Source organism: Tatumella ptyseos (assembly GCF_030552895.1).
GTDB lineage: Bacteria > Pseudomonadota > Gammaproteobacteria > Enterobacterales > Enterobacteriaceae > Rosenbergiella > Rosenbergiella ptyseos_A.
In genome coordinates this window covers 1,487,838-1,509,669 of record NZ_CP130649.1, presented here as the reverse complement: position 1 = coordinate 1,509,669, position 21,832 = coordinate 1,487,838, and the positions used below count along the sequence as shown (strand labels likewise).

Genomic DNA, 21,832 nt, shown 5'->3' with positions numbered 1-21,832 from the left:
TAGTATGTTGTAACTAAGGTAAATGATGCGCTATACATTAGTCCAAGAGATGCGTGAAACGCTCAATGTTATAGAAGATAAACTGCTGACCTTCTGTCAGCTTATCGACGCAGCACAACTGTTATCCGCGCGGGTTTTTACTCTACCCCCAATATTAAAAGGCGAAGAGCTAAGTCCGACATCCTATATAGAAGTCGAACAGCATGTTCGCCGTCAGGCACGACAACGTGCAATTCACCATTTTTCTCATCTTTATTTACAGCAACAGTCAGAACAACAAAGTACCCGTAGCGCGACTCGGTTACCTGGTGCAATGTGCTTGAAGGTTAGTACTGAAGTTCAACACACCTTATTGACCTTAAGCAGCTCAATTAATCAAGCTAAGCAGCATTTTCAACAACTAATTACGGTGGAAAGTGGACTACCCTCCGCTGCACGCTTCCCTTTCGTTCATCAACATTTTCCGGGATTATTGACCCTTAATGCTTACCGGACGCTGAATGTATACCCAAGCCTCGACTCAGTTAATTTCGGCTGGGCTAACAAACACGTAATAAAACGGTATAGCCAACAAGATATCGTTGAAATGTTGGAGAAAAGCCTGAACGCAGGTCGTGCTCGAGCACCTTGGTCGCGAGAAGAGTGGGCTGAAAAAGTGCAAGAGGAGCTTGAGTTAATCAAGCAATTACCCAATGACTGTCGTCTAAAAATTAAACGTCCGGTAAAAGTACAGCCCATTGCGCGTCTTTGGCGGAGTGATCAGCAGAAACAGACTCAGGTTGCTTGTCCGAATCCACTGATCATCACTTGCTTGGAAGGTCAGACTATCCCTGAACTCGGTAGCTTAACGAATTACGATTCAGAGAATATTACGCATCGTCATAAACCGGATGCGCGTTCTGCAACCCTCTTAATTCCACGACTGTGGTTGTGGAAAGAGGATTAGTTTTTTTGCTGACCTGTCATCTGCTCCGGTCTCACCCATTGCTCGAATTGTTCTTCACTTAAGTAGCCTAAGGCTAAGGCTGATGCTTTGAGCGTAAGTCCTTCATGATGAGCCTTTTTAGCGATTTCTGCAGCTTTATCGTAGCCTATATGAGGATTGAGCGCGGTGACTAGCATCAGCGAGTTTTCGACCAGTTGTTGAATACGCTCGCGGTCAGGTTCGATACCTTGGGCACAATGGTCGGTAAAGCTCTGCATTCCATCTGCCAACAACCTTAAGCTTTGCAGCACATTATGGATGATCATGGGACGGAATACGTTCAGTTCGAAATTACCAGAAGCGCCTCCTACCGAAATGGCTACATCGTTCCCGATGATCTGTGCACAAATCATTGTCAACGCTTCACATTGTGTGGGATTAACCTTGCCCGGCATAATAGAGCTACCCGGTTCGTTTTCAGGGATCGTAATTTCACCAATACCACTGCGAGGACCACTGGCCAGCCACCGTACATCATTGGCAATTTTCATTAATGACGCGGCCAAACCTTTCAAGGCGCCATGAAAATGTACTAAGGCATCACAGGTCGCTAACGCCTCAAATTTGTTAGGGGCGGAAATAAACGACTCGCCAGTAAAAGTTGTAATCTCTTGCGCCACGGCCTGAGCATATTTCGGATGAGTATTAAGTCCCGTCCCTACCGCCGTTCCCCCTAGCGCAAGTTCTGATAGGTGTTCCATTGCTGCCATGATGTGCGACTTGGCGAAGGTCAACATACTCACCCATCCAGAAATTTCTTGACCCAAAGTCAGGGGCGTTGCGTCTTGGAGATGGGTTCGACCAATTTTCACCACGTCACTAAATTCGTTAGATTTGTTCGCTAATACTTGCGTTAAGTTTTCTAAAGCGGGAAGTAATTGCTGCACAGCGGCGAGTTTGGCTGCAATATGCATAGCCGTCGGGAAAACGTCATTTGAACTTTGGCTTTTGTTCACATCATCATTTGGATGGATTTTTCGCTCTATCCCCCGCTCCCCACCTAATATTTCACTTCCACGATTAGCGAGGACTTCATTCATATTCATATTCGTTTGCGTACCCGAACCCGTTTGCCAAATGGCTAACGGGAACTCGGTCAAATGCTTATCCGCTAATACCTCATCTACCGCTTTGATAATAGCATTCGCTTTTTCACCCTCTAAGAGACCCAGTTGATGGTTAACATTCGCCGATGCGCGTTTGGTGATGGCCAAGGCATGAATTAATGATGGCGGCATTTTTTCGGTCGAAATTTTAAAATGTTCTAACGACCGTTGCGTCTGTGCGCCCCATAGCTGATTCTGCGGGACAGCTATTCTACCCATTGAATCGTTTTCATAACGAAAGTCACTCATATTGTTCATTCCTCGATGGCGTAAATATTCCTTAATTCTAAGCCTAAATAGTAAATTTGCTGGGCAATGGCATTAATTGGAAAAATAACCGCCTAGTAAATGAAATTATCAAGGCTGTGAACGCCAGTTCCTTGACAGATTAAGGGGTTAGAATGTAAAAGCATGTAAAACAATTGTGTGGCGGTGGAGATATCCTTCACAGTGACCGTTGGCCAGCTATCAGGATCGATAAGGACCTAAAGAATTATGAAGAAGTCAAACGTTGCTATCGCTGTTGTTATAGGAATTGGCGTTCTCTGGACCGGCGGGGCTTGGTTCACAGGTAAAAAAGCAGAACAACATATCGATGAGGTTGTCGCACAGCTTAACGACCAATTAACTCAACACTATCCTGAGGCGGGATTAGTGGTGACACGCCAGGGTTACGAACGCCATATATTTAGTAGTACGACTCAATTCATTGTGAAAAGTCGTTTACCGGCTGATGATGAAAACGCTTTATTAGCGCCGGGAGAACAGCTGACCTTTAATGAGAAGATCAGTCACGGTCCATTCCCCCTTGCGCAGCTAAAACATTTCACGCTCATCCCTTCGCTGGCATCTATCCATAGTGAGTTGGCTAATACTCCGACCGTAAAATCACTTTTCGATTTCACTAAAGGAAAGTCCCCGTTCTCTGCTGAGACGCGTATCGGTTACGGCCATTCGACCTCCTCGATAATACAAATAGAGCCAATCCAGTATAATGCCGAAGATAGCAGTCTAAGCAGTGATGCGGTGACTATTAAGTTGAAAACTTCTCCGGATAACAAGGCGATTGCTTTAAACGTCGATACTGGCAAAGTTTCGCTCAATTTTAAAAATGAGGCGGATGTCGATACAGAAATGACCCTTAATGGCCTCACTGTTCGTTCAGACAGTCATTTGAGTCAAGAAGGACTACGGGTTGGCACGCAGCAAATCGACGCAAAAAATTTCCTCTACGCGCTAAATCATAAGCCTGCGGTGTTGTTAACGGGGATTAAAGGCAATTCCGACTTAGACAGCAAAAAAAATGTAGTTAATGGTAGCCTTAACTATCAGGTCGATAAAATCGAATGGCAGCAGCTACCACTTGGTTCTGCCAATATGAAACTGTCATTGCATGATTTCAGTGCCAGCGGATTGAAGACGTTTTACGATAATTACAATCAAGCCGTTCAAAAAAATATGGCTAATATTTCCCACGTTACTAATCAAGATGAACTACAAGCGATGCAGAATGAAGTCAATGCGGCGGTATTACAAAACCTCCCTGCCTTATTGGCTAATGCCCCCCAATTTTCCGTCGATAATTTGACCCTTAAAAATGACAAGGGTGAAAGTCAGTTCTCCATGAAAGCCGACTTCAATGACCCATCTACCGCAAAAGGAACAGGTCAGGGATTATCAGGGATTGTTGATAGCTACTTGAAACAATTGAATGCGTCGTTAACCATCAATAAACCTATGGCGACGCAACTTCTCTCGGTGATTGCTCAATCTGAAGGAGTTTCTGTGGAGCAAGCTGACCAATTTGCGACACAGCAAATCCAATCCTTGTCTGCTCTCGGCGAGATGTATCATCTCACGACTCAGAACTCAGACGGTATTCAGTCAGCGCTCCATTACGCTTCAGGTCAAGTCACTGTAAACCAGGACAAAATGAGCCTTGAACAATTTATTGAACAATATCTGACTTCAAGTAATAACGATCAATAAAAGTTAATGCGCACAAAAAACCCCACTATAGTGGGGTTTTTTGTATCACCGATTCTTTTACTTCTGTGGATGATCACGACGGAAGAGGACCCATTCGTCGACGCGCTCGCCGCTTGGTAAGGTACAATAACTTACTACCCCTTTTGCCGTATCGACATTATCCAACTGCCCTTTCTGCGATAGGCAGTATACTGAGGCCGGATTAGCCATACCAATATGACGTTGGCTGGCCGATCCTGATGCTGATTCGGACTGGGCGCAGCCAGTGAGTATTGCCACCAATGCAATCCCACTTATGCTAGCGAATAAATAATTTTTTCTCATCAGATCCTCCTGGGTTAAGCCCGCAGTATAACGTAGAGTCACCCACACTGAGATGAGAAGCGACTTAAAATGAAGAGATCAATCGGTCCATAATAATATCACCCTGACCATTGCGCTGAGTCAGACGATATTCTCCACTGTAGGAACGCCGTAAATTCATTTTATCCTGTAGCATCACCGCCCCAGTCACCCGACCTTGTCCATCAATAATTTGCCACTCTTTAATCGACGTTTGACCTTGGGTGGTTAAATGCGTTTCGCGGAGTAATCTTAACTGTTCGTCTTTTGCAAGCGTCAGATAATCATTCATAAGTGAATTTACCTTTTACCGAGGGTCGTAGATATTATTTTATAGGTAATTTTAATCCATTCAATCTAATTTATTTACCGAAATACCTCTCGATCGGCCTTCTTGAGAAAAAACAGTGGGCAAAGGTGAAAATATTGGCATCTGACTAAGGGATGTTTTTATACTATGCAGTCCATAAACCATTATTAAGAGTCGACCATGATTACAGCCCAATTCCCCCTCACCGATATCCACCGTCACCTCGATGGCAATATTCGTGCGAGCACTATTCTTGATTTAGGTCGAGCCTTTAATTGTGGATTACCTGCTAACGATATCGAAAGTTTACGCCCTCACGTACAAGTTATGTCTAGTGAACCCGATTTGGTCAGCTTTCTACAGAAACTTGATTGGGGCGTTAAAGTACTTGGCGATTTGGACGCGTGTCGCCGTATTGCTTACGAGAATATCGAGGATGCGTTGCGAGCAGGCATTGATTATACAGAATTACGCTTCTCGCCTGGTTATATGGCTATGACCCATAAGTTACCTATCGCCGGTGTGGTAGAAGCGGTGATTGATGGTGTGCAAGCAGGGTGTAGAGATTTTGGTATTAGCGCAAAATTAATTGGTATTATGAGCCGAACTTTTGGTGAACAAGCCTGTGAGCAAGAACTCGCTGGCATTCTAGCGCATCGTGACCAAATCGTTGCTGTCGACTTAGCGGGTGATGAATTAGGCTTCCCTGGTGATCGATTCCTGACGCATTTCCAGCGTGCTCGCGATGCAGGACTCCATATTACCGTACATGCCGGTGAAGCGGCCGGACCAGAAAGTATTTGGCAAGCGATTCAACAATTGGGCGCAGAGCGTATCGGCCATGGTGTTAAAGCCGTTCAAGATCCCGCTTTAATGGACTATTTAGCTGAACACGGTATCGGAATTGAATCCTGTCTGACATCAAATATTCAGACGAGTACCGTGGCTGACCTTAGCCAGCATCCTCTAAAACAATTCTTACAGCATGGTGTGATGGCTTCCTTAAATACAGATGACCCAGCAGTGCAAGGGATCGAACTCGCCCATGAATACCAAGTTGCAGCACCTGCCGCTGGGTTAACCCCTGCGGAAATCCGCCAGGCGCAGGAAAATGGTTTGTATATGGCCTTCTTGTCCGCTGAGGAAAAACGCGCGTTGAAAGAGAAAGTAGCCCAACGCTAAGCACATCTTGGTTATAATTTAGCCAGAAATTTAATACTCAGTGCTTAACTACTGGTATATTTAAGTTACGACGTTGAGATACTCCCGATATTTTCAGATAATATCGGGAGATTTTATTTAATGGCAATCACATGACTGATTATCTTCTTCTCTTTATTGGCACAGTGTTAGTGAATAACTTTGTGTTAGTGAAATTTCTAGGACTATGTCCCTTTATGGGCGTATCCAAAAAACTCGAAACTGCTATCGGTATGGGCATGGCGACCACCTTTGTGATCACTCTTGCTTCAATTTGTGCATGGTTAGTGAATCACTTAATTTTGGTGCCACTTGATCTGGTCTATTTACGCACCCTCGCTTATATATTGGTTATCGCAGTGACCGTCCAATTTACCGAGATGGTGGTACGTAAAACGAGCCCTTCTTTGTATCGACTGCTGGGAATTTTTCTACCATTGATCACCACTAACTGTGCAGTACTTGGTGTTCCCTTGTTAAGCGTTAATTTACACCATAGCTTCTTACAAGCAGCAGTCTATGGCTTTAGTGCATCTCTCGGTTTTTCACTGGTTATGGTGCTATTCGCGGGTATTCGTGAACGCCTCGTCTTGGCGAATGTGCCTGCACCCTTTAAAGGTTCATCAATAGCCCTTGTCACTGCTGGCTTAATGGCACTTGCCTTTATGGGCTTTACAGGACTGGTGAAGTTTTGATTACCGCAATTTGTATCGCTATTGTTGCGTTAAGTATTTTAGGATTAGGCTTTGGTGGACTGCTTGGCTATGCTTCTCGGCGCTTTAAAGTCGAAGAAGATCCTATTGTTGAGCAAATTGACGAATTACTGCCGCAAAGCCAGTGTGGCCAATGTGGCTACCCAGGTTGTAAACCTTATGCTGAGGCGGTTGGTAATCAAGGTGAGCTAATCAACAAATGTGCGCCAGGTGGCGAGCAAACAATGCTTAAGATTGCACAATTGTTGAATGTTGACCCCCAACCCATTGAAGGCGACGCAGAGCTGAAGCATCCTGAGAAACAGATTGCTTGGATTGACGAAAGTAACTGCATCGGTTGCACTAAATGTATTCAGGCTTGTCCGGTTGACGCTATCGTTGGGGCAACCCGCGCCATGCATACTGTGATTACCGATTTATGTACAGGTTGCGATCTCTGTGTCGCTCCTTGCCCAACAGACTGTATCGAGATGCGCCCTGTCCCGACTACTCAGGATAATTGGAAATGGGATCTCAATACTATCCCAGTTCGTGTTATACCGGTTGACCATCATGTTTAATTTTTTTTCACGTTTACGCCGCGAGCCAATTTGGGACTTTAAAGGCGGTATCCATCCGCCAGAAATGAAGTCTCAATCTTCAGGTACCCCATTGACTGAGGTTCCGCTACCGCAGCAGTTTATTTTGCCTCTCAAACAGCATATTGGCCATGAAGGTGAAATCTTAGTCGCCGTGGGTGAGCATGTGTTACGCGGCCAACCCTTAACTTTCGGTAAGGGTAAGATGCTGCCCATTCACGCGCCAAGTTCTGGGACTGTCACGGCGATCGCTCCGCATATTACTGCTCACCCTTCAGCACTTTCTGAAATAGCCATCTTTATTGAGCCTGATGGCAAGGATAACTGGCAGAAAATGCCAGTGATTACGGATTATCAAGCCTGCGAGCGTCAAGCAATTATCGAGCGTATTCATCAAGCTGGCGTTGCGGGATTAGGGGGAGCAGGCTTCCCCACCGCGACCAAAGTTCGCGGCGGACTACAGGGTGTCAAAACACTGATTATTAATGCCGCGGAATGCGAACCTTACATCACGGCTGATGATCGTTTAATGCAAGATTGCGCGCAGGAGATCTTAGATGGATCGCGTATTCTAGGGTGGTTGCTTCAGTCTGAAAAAATTATTATTGGTATTGAAGATAATAAACCTGAGGCAACCCGTGCATTAACCCAAGCATTAGGTAATGAGAAGGATATTACTATTCGGGTTATTCCCACTAAATACCCTTCTGGTGGTGCCAAACAGTTAACTAAAATTTTAACGGGTCGTGAAGTTCCCAAAGGGGGACGATCTTCCGATATTGGGGTGCTAATGCAAAACGTTGGCACCGCCTATGCGGTTAAACGCGCCGTGATCGACGGCGAACCCTTGACTGAACGCGTTGTCACCTTGACCGGTGAGAATCTCAGCCATCCGCGTAACGTCTGGGGACGCTTGGGCACCCCTGTCGAACACTTACTCAATTTTGCTGGTTTTCATCCGCAACCGGACCAGATGGTGATTATGGGTGGGCCATTGATGGGCTTTACCCTGCCCGCATTAACGGTTCCTATTATAAAGATTTCTAACTGCTTAATCGCGCCTTCGCAGCAAGAGATGGGCCAACCCGAAGAGGAACAGGGCTGTATACGTTGTAGTGCCTGTGCCGATGCTTGTCCTGCCGGTCTGCTACCTCAACAACTTTATTGGTATTGCCAAGGTGGCGATCATGATAAGGCCCGGGCCTATAATCTTAATGATTGTATCGAATGTGGCGCCTGTGCGTATGTTTGCCCCAGTAATATTCCTCTTGTACAGTACTATCGCCAAGAGAAAGCCGAACTTTTAGCTATTGATATCGAGGCACAACGGACTCAGGAAGCCAAAGCCCGCTTTGAAGCCCGTCAAGCGCGGTTAGAAAAAGAGAAATTAGCGCGTGAGGCACGTCATGCCGCAGCTAAAGCTCGAGTGACTACTGCTGAGAAAGATCAGGTCAATGCAGCATTAGAACGGGTAAAAGCTAAACAAACGGCGGCCGTTCAGCCAACGGGGTCCACTTCCGGTGATTCACCTGATAACAGTGCCGTGATCGCTCAACGGGCGGCCCGTAAAGCCAAAGCACGTGCCTATCAAGCTGAACAGCAAGCCGTGCATTCTGAAGAAGACTCTCGACAAGCTGCCGTGGCCGCTGCCGTCGCCCGGGCTAAGGCGAAAAAGGCACAAAGCCAATCTGACCAAGAAGAAGCGTTGGTAACGGCCGATGATTATGATAGCCAACTTAATGCTCATCTCGTCGGGATCGAGGCAGTTACTGACTCACCTGCTTCAACTCAAGATGATCCGCGTAAAGCCGCCGTAGCTGCAGCAATTGCTCGTGCGAAAGCTAAGCGTGCGGGCCAGGCAGAAGAAATCGTCAGTGAACCTGTCGCCCCTGCTGAAACCGACCCACGTAAAGCCGCCGTAGCCGCGGCCATTGCCCGTGCCAAAGCTAAGCGTGCGGGCCAAGCAGAAGACACCGTCAGCGAACCTGACGCCCCTGCTGAAACCGACCCGCGTAAAGCTGCTGTGGCCGCTGCAATCGCCCGTGCTAAAGCTAAGCGTGCGGGCCAGGCAGAAGAAGCCGTCAGTGAAGCTGTCGCCCCTGCTGAGACCGACCCGCGTAAAGCCGCTGTGGCCGCAGCCATTGCCCGAGCCAAAGCTAAGCGTGCGGGCCAGGCAGAAGATACCGTCAGTGAAGCTGTCGCCTCTGCTGAAACCGACCCACGTAAAGCCGCCGTAGCCGCGGCCATTGCCCGTGCCAAAGCTAAGCGTGCGGGCCAGGCAGAAGAAACCGTCAGCGAACCTGTCGCCCCTGCTGAAACCGACCCGCGTAAGGCCGCCGTAGCCGCGGCCATTGCCCGCGCCAAAGCTAAGCGTGCGGGCCAGGCAGAAGAAACCGTCAGTAAACCTGACGCCCCTGCTGAAACCGACCCGCGTAAAGCCGCCGTAGCCGCGGCCATTGCCCGTGCCAAAGCTAAGCGTGCGGGCCAAGTAAAACCTTCGAATGACAAATCTGAAGTTACTGGCGGTCAACAATTCACCCAGACATCACACCCTTCATCGGTATCAGAGGATTAAATGGCTTTTCGCATCGCTAGCTCTCCCTACACTCATAACCGTCGTAGTACGAATCGTATAATGACGTTAGTCTTGCTTGCAGCCATTCCTGGTCTTTTTGCACAGTGGTATTATTTTGGTTGGGGAAATTTAATCCAAATTGCCATTGCTGCAATTGTTGCCTGGGGGTGCGAAGCGGCCGTTTTACGCCTGAGAAAGAAACCTGTTCTCCCCACACTCGCAGATAACTCTGCTTTGCTTACTGCATTGTTACTCGGTGTGAGTATCCCCTCTTTAGCGCCGTGGTGGGTGATCGTTATCGGTACCGCTTTCTGTATGATTTTTGCTAAACAGTTATATGGAGGGCTAGGACAAAACCCCTTTAACCCAGCGATGGTGGGTTACGTGGTGCTTTTGATCTCCTTTCCCGTTCAAATGACGGGCTGGCTTCCCCCTGAAGCCTTACAACACTCCACCCTCACCCTAGCTGAAACTTGGCAAATGATTTTTACCGGCCATAACTCGTCAGGCTTAACGCTTCAGCAGCTTCAAATGGGTGTCGATGGGATTAGCCAAGCCACACCACTGGATAATTTCAAAACGGGTTTACGTGCGGGTCACTCTGCTCAAGAACTCTTAGCACAGCCGATCTATCATGGGATTATTGCAGGACAAGGCTGGCAATGGATTAATATTGGCTTCTTATTGGGCGGCCTTTACCTACTCGTCACTAAAACCATTCGCTGGCATATTCCTGTCAGTTTTCTAGTATCTTTAGCAATCTGTGCATCACTAGGGTGGTTTTTCTCACCTAATAGCTTGGTGTCACCCGTAATTCATCTCTTCTCGGGGGCAACCATGTTGGGGGCTTTCTTTATCGCCACCGACCCTATTTCAGCCTCGACCACAGATCGGGGACGCCTTATCTATGGTGCATTAATTGGTCTATTAGTCTGGTTAATACGGAGTTTTGGTGGTTATCCCGATGGGGTTGCTTTTGCTGTGCTATTAGCGAATATCTGCGTCCCGCTAATCGATTATTACACTCAGCCTGCTGTATATGGCCACAATAAGGAATAGTTAATGATCGATTCAATCCGTAAAAATGGGGTAATTTTAGCGATCTTCGCGGCGGTCACCACTGGTGTCACCGCCTTAGTCAATGAAGTCACGAAACCCACCGTTGCTAAACAGATGGCGATACAAGAGAAGTCTTTACTCGATCAGGTTGTCCCTCCTCATTTGTATGATAACGATTTACAAAAGGAGTGTTATTGGGTAACTGATCCCGTTTTGGGCGATAATCAACAACATCCGTTCTATATTGCGCGCAAAGCAGGCCAACCAGTCGCTGCCGCTATTGAAACTGTTGCACCAGATGGCTACTCTGGAGCGATTAGGATGCTAGTCGGGGCTGATTTTTCCGGAACAGTGCTCGGTGTGCGAGTAACGGAACACCATGAAACACCGGGCCTGGGCGATAAAATTGAACTCCGTATCTCAGATTGGATCACCCATTTTGCCGGTGTTAAGATCCATGGGCCTCAAGATAGCCATTTTGCAGTGAAAAAAGATGGTGGTGATTTTGACCAATTTACGGGAGCAACCATTACACCCCGCGCAGTGGTCAATGAAACGAAACGCACAACACTGCTTATTACTGAGTTAAAACAGAAGATTAACACGCTACCAAAATGTGGGGATAAAGCGCCATGAGTGAAGCGAAAGAACTACTTATTGGTGGGTTATGGAAGAATAACTCATCACTTGTACAATTACTGGGTCTTTGCCCGTTACTGGCTGTAACGTCAACGGCTACTAATGCCTTAGGTCTTGGCTTAGCGACTACCCTAGTGCTTACCCTAACGAATAGTGCGATATCGCTATCCCGTCGATGGATGCCCTCTGAGATCCGTATTCCCATTTATGTCATGATCATCGCCTCAGTGGTAAGTTGCGTACAACAGCTGATTAATGCCTATGCTCATGGGTTATATCAGTCGCTCGGGATCTTTATCCCTCTAATTGTCACTAACTGCATTGTGGTGGGACGTGCAGAAGCCGTTGCCTCTCGTTCGAATGTGGGCCTCTCAGCATTGGATGGATTTGCGATTGGGATGGGGGCAACCTGTGCCATGGTTACCCTAGGATCTATTCGGGAGATCATCGGCAACGGTACGATATTCAATGGTGCAGACCAGTTACTCGGGCCTTGGGCAAAAGTCCTGCGGGTGGAGGTCTTCCATTTTGATTCGCCAATGTTATTGGCAATGTTGCCACCAGGCGCCTTTATTGGCTTAGGCATGTTGTTAGCGGCAAAATACCTCATTGATCAACGCACCAAACAGGCCAGTGCGCGTAAAGCCGCACAGCATGCGCAAGTTGCAGAGAATAACTCCGTAGGACATGCAGGATGAATAAGCTCAAACGTCGGGAAATTCTCACTCGTCTACGCGACAATGACCCGCACCCGACCACTGAGCTGGTATTCAATTCGCCTTTCGAGTTACTCATCGCGGTGCTGCTCTCTGCACAAGCGACTGATGTCAGTGTTAACAAAGCGACCGTAGGGCTCTTTGCTCAGGCGCCTACCCCCCAAGCCATGTTGGAATTGGGGGTAGAGGGAGTTAAACACCATATTAAGACGATAGGATTGTTTAACACTAAAGCGATAAATGTTATTAAAACCTGCCAAATCTTGGTCGATCAGCACCAAGGTAAGGTTCCAGAAAATCGTGAAGCTCTAGAAGCATTGCCTGGCGTTGGCCGTAAAACAGCGAATGTCGTACTCAATACTGCATTCGGCTGGCCCACCATCGCCGTCGATACGCATATTTTTCGTGTAGCAAATCGCACTAATTTTGCGCCAGGTAAGAACGTTGATGTGGTCGAACAACATCTTTTAAAAGTGGTGCCAGCCGAATTCAAAGTCGATTGCCATCATTGGTTCATTCTGCATGGTCGTTATACCTGTATCGCGCGCAAACCTCGCTGTGGTTCCTGCCTAATCGAAGATCTCTGTGAATACCGTGAAAAAACTGAGTAAAATATTTTCTGCTAGTTAATATCTTTAAAGACTATTTACTATCGTGTGTAAGGTCTATCACATTTCTTATCACTATCAGATTACTATTTAGCCATATAAGAAAAATTTCTTGCTCTGATCGTAATAATCGGACACATTACCGACTTATCAATTTTATTACATCAATATTCTTCGTGGTTTACCCCGCGGATCACAGCAATTCCTGACGCTTTTTTAGGATTGGCAACACCGAGGTTTATGTGTCTACTGCAAACAAACAACATCATAATAATGAACAGGTGAGTTTGAATGTTTTCAAGCAACCTAAAGCTTTCTATCTCATTTTTTCAATTGAACTCTGGGAACGTTTCGGCTTCTATGGCTTACAAGCCATCATGGCGGTTTACCTTGTAAAACAGCTGGGTATGTCTGAAGCTGACTCCATCACCCTATTCTCCTCTTTCAGTGCACTGGTGTATGGCATGGTTGCCATTGGTGGCTGGTTAGGTGATAAAGTTCTTGGAACTAAGCGTGTGTTAACGCTGGGCGTCATTGTCTTAGCCTTGGGTTATAGTCTTATTGCCTTCTCTGGACACCAGATTGCACTAGTGTACATCGGGATGGCGACTATCGCCGTCGGCAGTGGATTGTTCAAAGCGAACCCATCCTCGCTTCTCTCTACTTGCTATGAAAAGGATGATCCTCGTATCGACGGTGCTTTCACCATGTTTTATATGTCGATCAATATCGGTTCTCTCGTATCGATGATGTTAACTCCGGTTCTCGCCGCTAACTATGGCTGGAGCGCAGCGTTTTCATTGTCTGTGGTCGGATTAGTAATCACTTTACTCAACTTTATTTTCTGCCAAGGTATGGTGAAAAACTACGGTTCAAAGCCGGATTTTGCCCCCTTACAGTGGCGTAAACTGTTTATGACCCTTATTGGTGTGGTTATTCTGGTGGCTTTAGCTACCTGGTTATTACATCATCAAGATATCGCCCGTATGGCGCTAGGGGTAATCGCTGTTGGTATTGTATTGGTGTTCTTGAAAGAGACCCTTAAATTAAAGGGTGCCGATCGTCGTAAAATGATTGTCGCCTTTATCATGATGCTTGAAGCGATTGTCTTTTTTGTCCTGTATATGCAAATGCCGACATCGTTAAACTTCTTTGCAATCCATAACGTTGAGCACCAACTCTTAGGCTTTACTTTCCAACCCGAGCAGTTCCAAGCCTTGAATCCATTCTGGATTATGCTTGCGAGCCCACTCTTAGCCGTAATCTATAATAAGCTTGGTGATCGTCTACCGATGCCTTATAAATTTTCCATCGGCATGTTCTTATGTTCTGCGGCCTTCTTAGTTTTACCCCTTGGCGCAAAGATGGCATCACAGCAAGGTATTGTCTCTGTTAACTGGCTTATTCTAAGCTATGCCTTACAGAGTATTGGTGAATTGATGATTTCTGGCTTAGGTCTGGCAATGGTCGCACAACTGGTGCCACAACGCCTTATGGGCTTTATCATGGGGTCATGGTTCTTAACCACCGCTGGTGCCGCTATGATTGCCGGTAAAGTGGCTAATCGTATGGCCGTTCCTGAAAATGTCGTGGATCCCCTACAGTCATTACAGGTATACAGTAATGTCTTCATGCAAATTGGCCAATTCACGCTAGTTATCGCTATCGTTATGTTGTTAGTTTCTCCTTTATTACAACGCATGACACGTAACGCGAACGATTAATAAATCAACCCGTCCTTGGACGGGTTTTTCTTTTCTAGCGAGATATTGCTCGCCTCGCGATACTGCGTATCTTCTTCTCTTCAAGAATCGCTACGACAGCCATAATAGTAATACAGCCAATGGCTGCGGCATCTAAGGCTGCAAAGGTTCCAGCCCATCCTGACATACCGAAAATCGAATGCCCATCCGCAATCATCCCTAAGCCCAGTTTTGCAAAACTATCTCCGACTAAGTAGGCAAAAGTCCCCTTTATACCATCTGCTGCACTAATCGCTTTTTTCGGAACGAAACCTACCGCTGCGACGCCAATCAGTAGTTGTGGGCCAAATACCATGAATCCTAGGAAAAATAACGATGTAAGGTATATCCATTCCTCCGTGGCACGCTGATAGATACCTAAGGTTATAATGATAAAAACGAGTGCGATGCAGGCGACTAAGGCTCGGCGTCCACGAGCTAAATCGGAGAGATACCCCCAAAGTAAAGTCCCCACTAAAGCGCCCGCTTCAAAAAGAGTGAACCCTTGTATCGCGACTTCCTTAGAAAGTTTTAGTTCATTGTAAGCGTAAACCGTTGACCATTGGTCGATTCCAATTCGTACCACATAAAGAAAGATGTTGGCAAAACAGAGCAACCAAATGACTTTATTTTTGAGAACATAAGTGACGAATATTTGCCATTTTGTTAAATTTTCATCCTCAGCATCTTCATCTTCTTCGCTTTTCGGCTCATCAAAAAGCGCTTCAGTATCCCCTAGGCCATAAGCCTCTGGAGAGTCATCACCAAAGCGTAATGCGACAAAACCTACCACCAAAGCAATGATAGACGGGAAAATAAACATTCCGATGACGTGACCATTGAAGAAAACGTGTGCCCCAAATAAGGCCACTCCCGCCGCACCCGCACCGCCAAGATTGTGGGAAATATTCCATAACCCTAGATAGGTGCCACGTTGACCACGCGGCGTCCATTTAGTTATCGTTGAATAGCTACAAGACCCGCCGGTACTTTGGAAAAAACCACTGAGTGAATAACAGGCGACCATAAGCCAGAGCGCCACAGATCCCGAGCCCATGCTCGCACTAAACCCCAGCATGCAGATAGCGGAAAGTATTAGCATTAAGGGTAAAAACTGCTTAGTGTTTTTGCCATCAGCGTAATAGGAAAGTAACGTTTTCCCAATACCATAAGTAATTGAGAATCCTAATCCAATTAATCCTAGCTGTGTCAAACTTAGCCCATAAGTGGACACCATATCATTTTGCGCAATATTAAAATTTTTGCGAATCAGATACATGGTCATGTAACAAATGAATACGACAAGATAAGACTGTATGAAGGGTTTAAACCACATCTTACGACGTACACTGGCAGGGAGATCTAATGTTGGTAGCCGTTTTTGCTTCAAAAATTCGAACATATTCCCATTCTTCCATGAGCGTTTACGTGGAAAAATTTTAGGGGATTTTGGTGAGGAAAATGATGCTGTTTATCAACTTTATTAGAGTGTGACCTCTATAATTCGGATAAAGGTCACATTTTGATTAAATGATATCGACTCGCATAGCACTGAAATGATGGCTTGGTATCGCAATCTCATCCTGTGCAGCCACCAGCTGCAATTCATATTCTCCCATGCTATGAGTTTTAAGCATTACCCCATACACCGCAGCAGTGATATGTTCAAGTGCTTGGTCATAGGGTTTGCCTTGCAATAGATTGACCAATAGCAGTCCACTGGTGAGATCGCCCACGCCTACCGGCTGCCTTACGCCGAAATCAATTAATGGACGCTGAATATGCAAGGCTTCTTCTTCTGTGACCAGTAACATCTCGAATTGGTCACTTCGTAGTCCTGCGCGTGACAGGTGTTTGACTAACACCACTTTCGGCCCTTTAGCGATCAGTGAACGGCATGCTTCAATCGCTCCGCTCAAGTCATCAACCGTGCGGCCTGAAAGCATTTCAAGTTCTAACAAGTTAGGCGCGATGATATCGCTGGCAGGCAATGACACTTGACAATGAAATTCTGCTACGCCTGGTGCCACGATACAGCCCTTTTCGGGATGTCCCATGACCGGGTCACAAAAATACCATGCATTAGGGTTAGCCACCTTAACCTGTTGCACGATTTCTACGATCTTTTCGCCCTGCTCTGCTGACCCTAAGTAACCACTCAACACTGCATCACAGGTTTTTAAGCGATCAATCGCAGCAATGCCCTGCACAATATCAGTGAGATGCTCAGCGGGCATCACTGTACCTTTCCATTGTCCATATTGCGTGTGGTTTGAGAATTGAACCGTATTTAAAGGCCAGACGTTAGCGCCCATTCTACGCATCGGAAATTCTGCTGCGGCATTACCTGCATGACCAAAAACAACATGGGATTGTATTGCTAAGATATTTTTCATGTTTGTATGTCTATTATTATCAATAAAAAAAGGCCGTTTCCGGCCCCTTTTACTAAGCCCAATCAATCAGGCAGTAGTGTTTTTTTCCACGACGCAATAACGTAAATCTTCCATGTAACTTATCACTGTCTGTAAACTGATACTCCGCATCCTCTTGTTTAGCGCCATTGACCGAAACGGCTTTAGAGCTAATCATTGTCCGAGCTTGACCACGAGAAGGTACCAATTCCGCTGAGACTAAAGCTTGTTGTAGATCAGCTTCTGGGCTAAGTGTGATGGTTGGCATACCATCTTGTGCTAATTGTGCAAAATCGCTCGCAGTAAGCTCACTTAATGTCCCAGCAAATAAGCTTTGCGTAATACGTTTTGCCGCTTCTAGCCCTGACTCACCGTGTACCATACGAGTAACTTCTTCCGCTAACACGTACTGCGCACGCGGCGCTTTACCACTTTGTTGATCTTCAGCTTCGAGCGCATTGATATCTTCTATCGTCATGAAGGTAAAGAATTTTAAGAAGCGATATACGTCGGCATCAGCCGTATTAATCCAAAATTGATAGAATTTATAAGGGCTGGTTTTTACTGGGTCAAGCCAGACGGCGCCGCCTTCCGTTTTACCAAACTTCGTCCCATCAGACTTAGTGATCAGCGGTACCGTCAGACCAAAGACTTGGTTTTGATGCATTCTGCGAGTGAGATCAATACCTGAGGTGATATTACCCCATTGATCGGATCCGCCGATTTGTAGCACTACGCCACATTGCTTATTCAGGCAAGCAAAGTCATAACCTTGAAGCAGGTTATAAGAGAACTCAGTATAAGAGATACCTTGGTCTTCACGGTTTAGGCGCTGTTTAACGGCTTCTTTATTGATCATTTGGTTTACTGAGAAATGTTTACCAATATCACGCAAGAAGGTTAATACATTCATACCGCCAAACCAATCGTAGTTGTTGGCAGCGATTGCACTGTTTTCACCACAATCGAAATCAAGAAAAGGTGAAACTTGACGCCGAATTTTTTCGACCCATTCTTGAACGGTATCTTCAGTATTCAATTTACGCTCAGCCGCTTTAAAGCTTGGATCACCAATTAACCCAGTGGCCCCCCCGACGAGCGCGACAGGTTTGTGACCGGCATCTTGAAAACGCTTGAGACATAACAGTGGCACCAAATGCCCCAGATGCAAGCTATCTGCGGTAGGATCGAAGCCGCAATACAGTGCAATAGGCCCTTGTGCCAGTCGCTCTGATAACGCCTTTTCATCCGTTACCTGGGCGATCAGCCCTCTTTCTTGCAATTGTTGGATAAGGTTACTACTGGTCATTAATGACTCCACGTTGAACAGTCTGCACCTAAACTGGTACACAGTTTCCGCCACCGGCGATTAAAGTTAGCGCCATAGAATAATTCGCTCCGAGCAAAGGTGCCAGCACTGAACGCATTAATTTACGAGTTATGGCGCAAGGCGATCAATTTTCCAGCAATCATCCTGTTTTTGATAGATAAATCGGTCATGAAGACGATGTTTCCCTCCCTGCCAAAACTCTACTGCTTCAATGGTCACGCGATATCCTCCCCAAAAACTGGGTAGCGGGACGTCACCTTGCTGAAATTTTTGCTTCATTTGTTGAAAAGCGGTCTCCAGTACGCTGCGCCCAGAGATGCGACTAGATTGTTGTGAAACCCATGCGCCAATTTGGCTCTCAAAAGGTCGGGAATGAAAATAAGTCATGACCTGCGAGATAGGTAGCTTTTCAGCACGCCCTATCACCATTACTTGTCGTTCTAAAAAGTACCAAGGGAAATGTAAAGAAATACGGTTATTTTCTTGTAGGTGTTGCGCTTTACGACTCCCCAAATTGGTATAGAAGGTCATACTTTGTTCATCAAAATGTTTAAGCAATACAATGCGCTGATACGGCTGTCCTTGATTATCAACGGTAGCGACGCACATAGCGGTAGGATCGGGTAATTGTGCTTCACATGCCTGTGCTAACCATTGGTTGAATAGTTCCATCGGTGTATTAGGTAGATGCTCACGACGTAATCCCCCTAAGGTATACTCACGACGGATATCGGTTAGTTTGGCAAAAGGATCGCTAGCATGACTCATGGTTTTTCACTCTCTCACTTATAGGGTTGTTTAACGTCCATCAAGGGGGTTTGCGGGGAAGATAGCCCCTAATACCGTGAAATCTTTCGCCCCGGTTACCGCGGGTAAATTCCCGGGGAGTCCTGATACCGTGCGATAAGCTAGCCAAGAAAAGGCTAGGGCTTCCATGTCATCGCTACTGATACCCACTTCATCGGTAAGGGCGACTTGTGTGGTGGGAATTCGGGAGGCGATCTCCTGCATTAATACTTTATTATGCCCGCCCCCCCCACAGACCAACAAGCGATCCCATTTACCCTGTTGGTTGACCAAATCCGTGATACTGATAGCGGTTAACGCGAGTAACGTCGCTTGTACATCTTCGGTTGCTATGGGGGGAAAATTTGCCAATTTCTCCTCAATCCAACCAAAATTGAAGTATTCACGTCCAGTACTTTTCGGGACAGGACGTTGGAACCATGGATCCGCTAACATTGCTTCCAGTAGTGCTGAATCAACGTGGCCCGAATGCGCCCATTGACCATCTTTATCATAAGGCCTCTGGTGATGATGCCAGATCCATGCGTCCATGAGGATATTACCAGGACCAGTATCGAACCCTCTTACCACTTCCCCGGGCGAGAGTAATGATACATTTGCTATTCCACCAATGTTTAAGATAACTCTGCGTTCATTAGGGTGTGTCAACAACGCTCGGTGAAAAGCAGGCACTAAAGGCGCACCTTGCCCCCCCAACGCCATATCACGCCGCCGAAAATCGCCTACTACGGTAACACCTGTACGGGTTGCCACCGTGTTATTATCCCCCAGTTGCATACTAAAAGGTGCCTCTCCCTGAGGTTCATGCCAAACCGTTTGTCCATGACAACCAATCGCGACTACATCTCGTCTGGTCAGGCCTTCACGAGCCATTAACGCTAAAATTGCGTCACTAAAAAGACGCCCTAAACGCGTATCGAGCTGCCCTATTTGTGACAACGTCACCGACTGCCCTTGGTTTATATTTAAAATTTGCTGACGGATCTCTAATGGCATGGGATGACAGTAGCTCGCTTGTAACGCCACGACATTTTGATCAATCGCCGCAAGTACCACATCGATACCATCTAAGCTTGTCCCTGACATCACGCCGATATAACGCCCTGTTTGCATTTAACCACTCCCGTAAAAGTTGGTTTTTTATTATCCGTGACTCATATAAGCAAAACTATTGCTGGATATTGAGTTATGGTTCAAGTTAATTGGCTACACTCTAGGCAAAACCAGTAGGCTAGAATCCTATTAATAGATTGTACTATACTTAAAATGATTTCTAATGCTTGCATCGTTGATAATGCACTCACAATTGAAAGGAGTTTCAAATGTTAAAACGGTTTTCGACTGTTGCCGCCGCAATGGCTGTTGCAATGACCCTAACAGGATGTGTGAACGATAACTCATTATCAGGGGATGTCTACTCTGCCAGTGAGGCTAAGCAAGTTCAAAACGTTTCTTACGGTACCTTAGTATCGGTTCGACCCGTCAAGATCCAGGGCGGTGATGACAGTAATGCATTAGGTGCTATTGGTGGTGCGGTATTGGGCGGCTTCTTGGGTAATACCATCGGTGGTGGTGCAGGCCGCAGCTTAGCAACCGCTGGCGGTGCGATATTAGGTGGTGTAGCGGGTCAAGGCGTTCAAGGTGCAGTGAATACCTCGAATGGTGTTGAACTTGAAATTCGTAAAGACGATGGTAACACTATCATGGTGGTTCAAAAACAAGCCGCGACTCGATACTCCCCAGGACAACGAGTTGCTATCGCTACTAACGGTAGCCAAGTCACGGTTTCACCACGTCGATAGGTATTCAACGACTCATAATGAAATGCCCCTCCATGGAGGGGTTTTTTGTCTGTCAACCAGGTCTTTAGTAATTATTCATCGCAACGTTTACTTTTTAACCTTTCAACTCATTTTTTTGAATTTCGACAATATTCACTTCCAAACGGGCGATTAAACTTTTCAGTTGTTGCCGCTCTTGGTCGGAGAGTCCCTTCAAAATGTCATTTCGGCTTTGAACGATGACAGATTCAAGTTGTTCGATGATAGGGGCAGCTTGCTCAGTTAACGAGATACGTTTTGCTCTGCGATCTTCCGCACAAGCTGAACGAACGATAAGCCCTTTGTGTTCAAGTTGATCAAGGGTTCTTACAAGTGAGGGTTGCTCGATGCCTATCGCTTTTGCAAGTTGAATTTGTGACTGTTCATCAGGTAACTCATGTATGTTATGTAATGTGACCCAAAGTGTCTGTGTCAAACCTAGTGGTTTTAAACGATTATCAATAATTGCACGCCATAGGCGCACGAGTCTTGCTAAATCTATCCCCAGTGAAGATTCCATAACTTTACCTATAATTAGTTTGCTAAGTAGTATAGTCAGTTTTAGACTATTTTCCGTTTTCCTTTTCGGAATTACAAATAAGTATCGGTTAAAATAGTCATTTGTTTAAGACTTATATAGTTAAATAAGGGATTTAATAATGCTAGCGTCTCAATTTCCTCTGACTTCGGCGTTAACTGACTTCGTAGTTGGCGACATGTTATTTTTTCCCCCTATTTTTAAATCTGTACTTCTTGGTTTCTTTTTTTGGCTGATTATCCACCCCTTGATTCGTCATAAAATTTATAGCGGACAAGTATGGCATCCAACCTTACTGGATTTGTCACTGTTTTTCATTTGTGTTTCTAGCGCGCTAGCATTACTGGGATAGTTTTGGATA

The 21,832-nt window shown here is 46.0% G+C and carries 22 protein-coding genes; 13 read left to right on the top strand and 9 right to left on the bottom strand.

Annotated features, from left to right (window positions below; genetic code table 11):
- The first annotated feature begins 22 nt into the window (after positions 1-22).
- Entirely contained in the window at positions 23-946 is a 924-nt protein-coding gene (gene tus, locus QJR74_RS07115) for a DNA replication terminus site-binding protein (RefSeq protein WP_304373841.1), read from the top strand.
- Here tus and fumC read toward each other — a convergent pair.
- Complete coding sequence (gene fumC / locus QJR74_RS07110) at positions 943-2,340, bottom strand: class II fumarate hydratase (protein WP_304373840.1); 1,398 nt, start codon at positions 2,338-2,340, stop codon at positions 943-945. The two genes, tus and fumC, sit on opposite strands and share 4 nt — an antisense overlap.
- A gap of 246 nt (positions 2,341-2,586) precedes the next feature.
- Here fumC and QJR74_RS07105 point away from each other — a divergent pair, with 246 nt between their 5' ends.
- Entirely contained in the window at positions 2,587-4,080 is a 1,494-nt protein-coding gene (locus tag QJR74_RS07105) for a YdgA family protein (protein WP_304373839.1), read from the top strand.
- A gap of 57 nt (positions 4,081-4,137) precedes the next feature.
- On the opposite strand, the gene QJR74_RS07100 is transcribed toward QJR74_RS07105, so the two are convergent.
- Positions 4,138-4,404 (bottom strand): putative hemolysin, encoded by a 267-nt coding sequence (locus QJR74_RS07100; RefSeq protein WP_304373838.1) that lies wholly within the window; start codon positions 4,402-4,404, stop codon positions 4,138-4,140.
- Between the two features lie 64 nt (positions 4,405-4,468).
- On the bottom strand, positions 4,469-4,714 hold the full coding sequence (locus tag QJR74_RS07095; RefSeq protein ID WP_304373837.1) for a hypothetical protein: 246 nt from the start codon (positions 4,712-4,714) through the stop codon (positions 4,469-4,471).
- A 198-nt stretch (positions 4,715-4,912) separates the two neighbouring features.
- Here QJR74_RS07095 and add point away from each other — a divergent pair, with 198 nt between their 5' ends.
- The 9 genes from add to dtpA all read left to right on the top strand — a co-directional run bounded on the left by add (position 4,913) and on the right by dtpA (position 14,544).
- Positions 4,913-5,914: an adenosine deaminase gene (gene add, locus QJR74_RS07090; RefSeq protein WP_304373836.1), complete on the top strand. Its 1,002-nt coding sequence runs from the start codon at positions 4,913-4,915 to the stop codon at positions 5,912-5,914.
- Between the two features lie 131 nt (positions 5,915-6,045).
- On the top strand, positions 6,046-6,627 hold the full coding sequence (gene rsxA / locus QJR74_RS07085) for an electron transport complex subunit RsxA (protein ID WP_048912111.1): 582 nt from the start codon (positions 6,046-6,048) through the stop codon (positions 6,625-6,627).
- Positions 6,627-7,205, top strand: coding sequence for an electron transport complex subunit RsxB (gene rsxB, locus QJR74_RS07080; protein ID WP_304373990.1), 579 nt, complete (start codon positions 6,627-6,629; stop codon positions 7,203-7,205). The genes rsxA and rsxB overlap by 1 nt, the downstream gene beginning before the upstream one ends.
- Positions 7,198-9,798: an electron transport complex subunit RsxC gene (gene rsxC, locus QJR74_RS07075; RefSeq protein ID WP_304373835.1), complete on the top strand. Its 2,601-nt coding sequence runs from the start codon at positions 7,198-7,200 to the stop codon at positions 9,796-9,798. Before rsxB ends, rsxC begins: the two co-directional genes overlap by 8 nt.
- Positions 9,799-10,857 carry an electron transport complex subunit RsxD gene (gene rsxD, locus QJR74_RS07070; protein WP_304373834.1) on the top strand — a complete coding sequence of 353 codons (1,059 nt, stop codon included), beginning with the start codon at positions 9,799-9,801 and terminating at the stop codon, positions 10,855-10,857.
- Between the two features lie 3 nt (positions 10,858-10,860).
- The gene (gene rsxG, locus QJR74_RS07065; RefSeq protein WP_304373833.1) at positions 10,861-11,493 is read left to right on the top strand and encodes an electron transport complex subunit RsxG; all 633 of its coding nucleotides are present in this window, start codon (positions 10,861-10,863) and stop codon (positions 11,491-11,493) included.
- Positions 11,490-12,194 (top strand): electron transport complex subunit E, encoded by a 705-nt coding sequence (locus QJR74_RS07060; protein WP_304373832.1) that lies wholly within the window; start codon positions 11,490-11,492, stop codon positions 12,192-12,194. Before rsxG ends, QJR74_RS07060 begins: the two co-directional genes overlap by 4 nt.
- Positions 12,191-12,823 carry an endonuclease III gene (gene nth / locus QJR74_RS07055; RefSeq protein ID WP_304373831.1) on the top strand — a complete coding sequence of 211 codons (633 nt, stop codon included), beginning with the start codon at positions 12,191-12,193 and terminating at the stop codon, positions 12,821-12,823. The genes QJR74_RS07060 and nth overlap by 4 nt, the downstream gene beginning before the upstream one ends.
- Positions 12,824-13,062: 239 nt before the next feature.
- Positions 13,063-14,544 carry a dipeptide/tripeptide permease DtpA gene (dtpA, locus tag QJR74_RS07050; RefSeq protein WP_304373830.1) on the top strand — a complete coding sequence of 494 codons (1,482 nt, stop codon included), beginning with the start codon at positions 13,063-13,065 and terminating at the stop codon, positions 14,542-14,544.
- Positions 14,545-14,578: 34 nt separating this feature from the next.
- Here the strand turns inward: dtpA and uhpT are convergent, their stop codons facing one another.
- From uhpT to anmK, 5 genes are all read right to left on the bottom strand, one after another.
- Entirely contained in the window at positions 14,579-15,964 is a 1,386-nt protein-coding gene (gene uhpT / locus QJR74_RS07045) for a hexose-6-phosphate:phosphate antiporter (protein WP_304373829.1), read from the bottom strand.
- A gap of 124 nt (positions 15,965-16,088) precedes the next feature.
- A complete protein-coding gene (gene pdxY, locus QJR74_RS07040) occupies positions 16,089-16,958 on the bottom strand; it encodes a pyridoxal kinase PdxY (RefSeq protein WP_304373828.1) in 870 nt (289 codons plus the stop codon).
- Positions 16,959-17,010: 52 nt separating this feature from the next.
- Positions 17,011-18,285, bottom strand: coding sequence for a tyrosine--tRNA ligase (gene tyrS / locus QJR74_RS07035; protein WP_304373827.1), 1,275 nt, complete (start codon positions 18,283-18,285; stop codon positions 17,011-17,013).
- Positions 18,286-18,414: 129 nt separating this feature from the next.
- A complete protein-coding gene (gene pdxH, locus QJR74_RS07030; protein WP_304373826.1) occupies positions 18,415-19,074 on the bottom strand; it encodes a pyridoxamine 5'-phosphate oxidase in 660 nt (219 codons plus the stop codon).
- A 30-nt stretch (positions 19,075-19,104) separates the two neighbouring features.
- Positions 19,105-20,226: an anhydro-N-acetylmuramic acid kinase gene (gene anmK / locus QJR74_RS07025; RefSeq protein WP_304373825.1), complete on the bottom strand. Its 1,122-nt coding sequence runs from the start codon at positions 20,224-20,226 to the stop codon at positions 19,105-19,107.
- A 209-nt stretch (positions 20,227-20,435) separates the two neighbouring features.
- Between anmK and QJR74_RS07020 the strand changes: the two genes are divergently transcribed.
- A complete protein-coding gene (locus tag QJR74_RS07020) occupies positions 20,436-20,915 on the top strand; it encodes a glycine zipper 2TM domain-containing protein (protein WP_441007638.1) in 480 nt (159 codons plus the stop codon).
- A 94-nt stretch (positions 20,916-21,009) separates the two neighbouring features.
- On the opposite strand, the gene slyA is transcribed toward QJR74_RS07020, so the two are convergent.
- Entirely contained in the window at positions 21,010-21,453 is a 444-nt protein-coding gene (gene slyA / locus QJR74_RS07015) for a transcriptional regulator SlyA (RefSeq protein ID WP_304373824.1), read from the bottom strand.
- Positions 21,454-21,592: 139 nt separating this feature from the next.
- On the opposite strand from slyA, the gene QJR74_RS07010 reads away from it, so the two are divergent.
- Positions 21,593-21,823, top strand: coding sequence for a DUF1656 domain-containing protein (locus QJR74_RS07010; protein WP_304373823.1), 231 nt, complete (start codon positions 21,593-21,595; stop codon positions 21,821-21,823).
- Positions 21,824-21,832 lie beyond the last annotated feature (9 nt).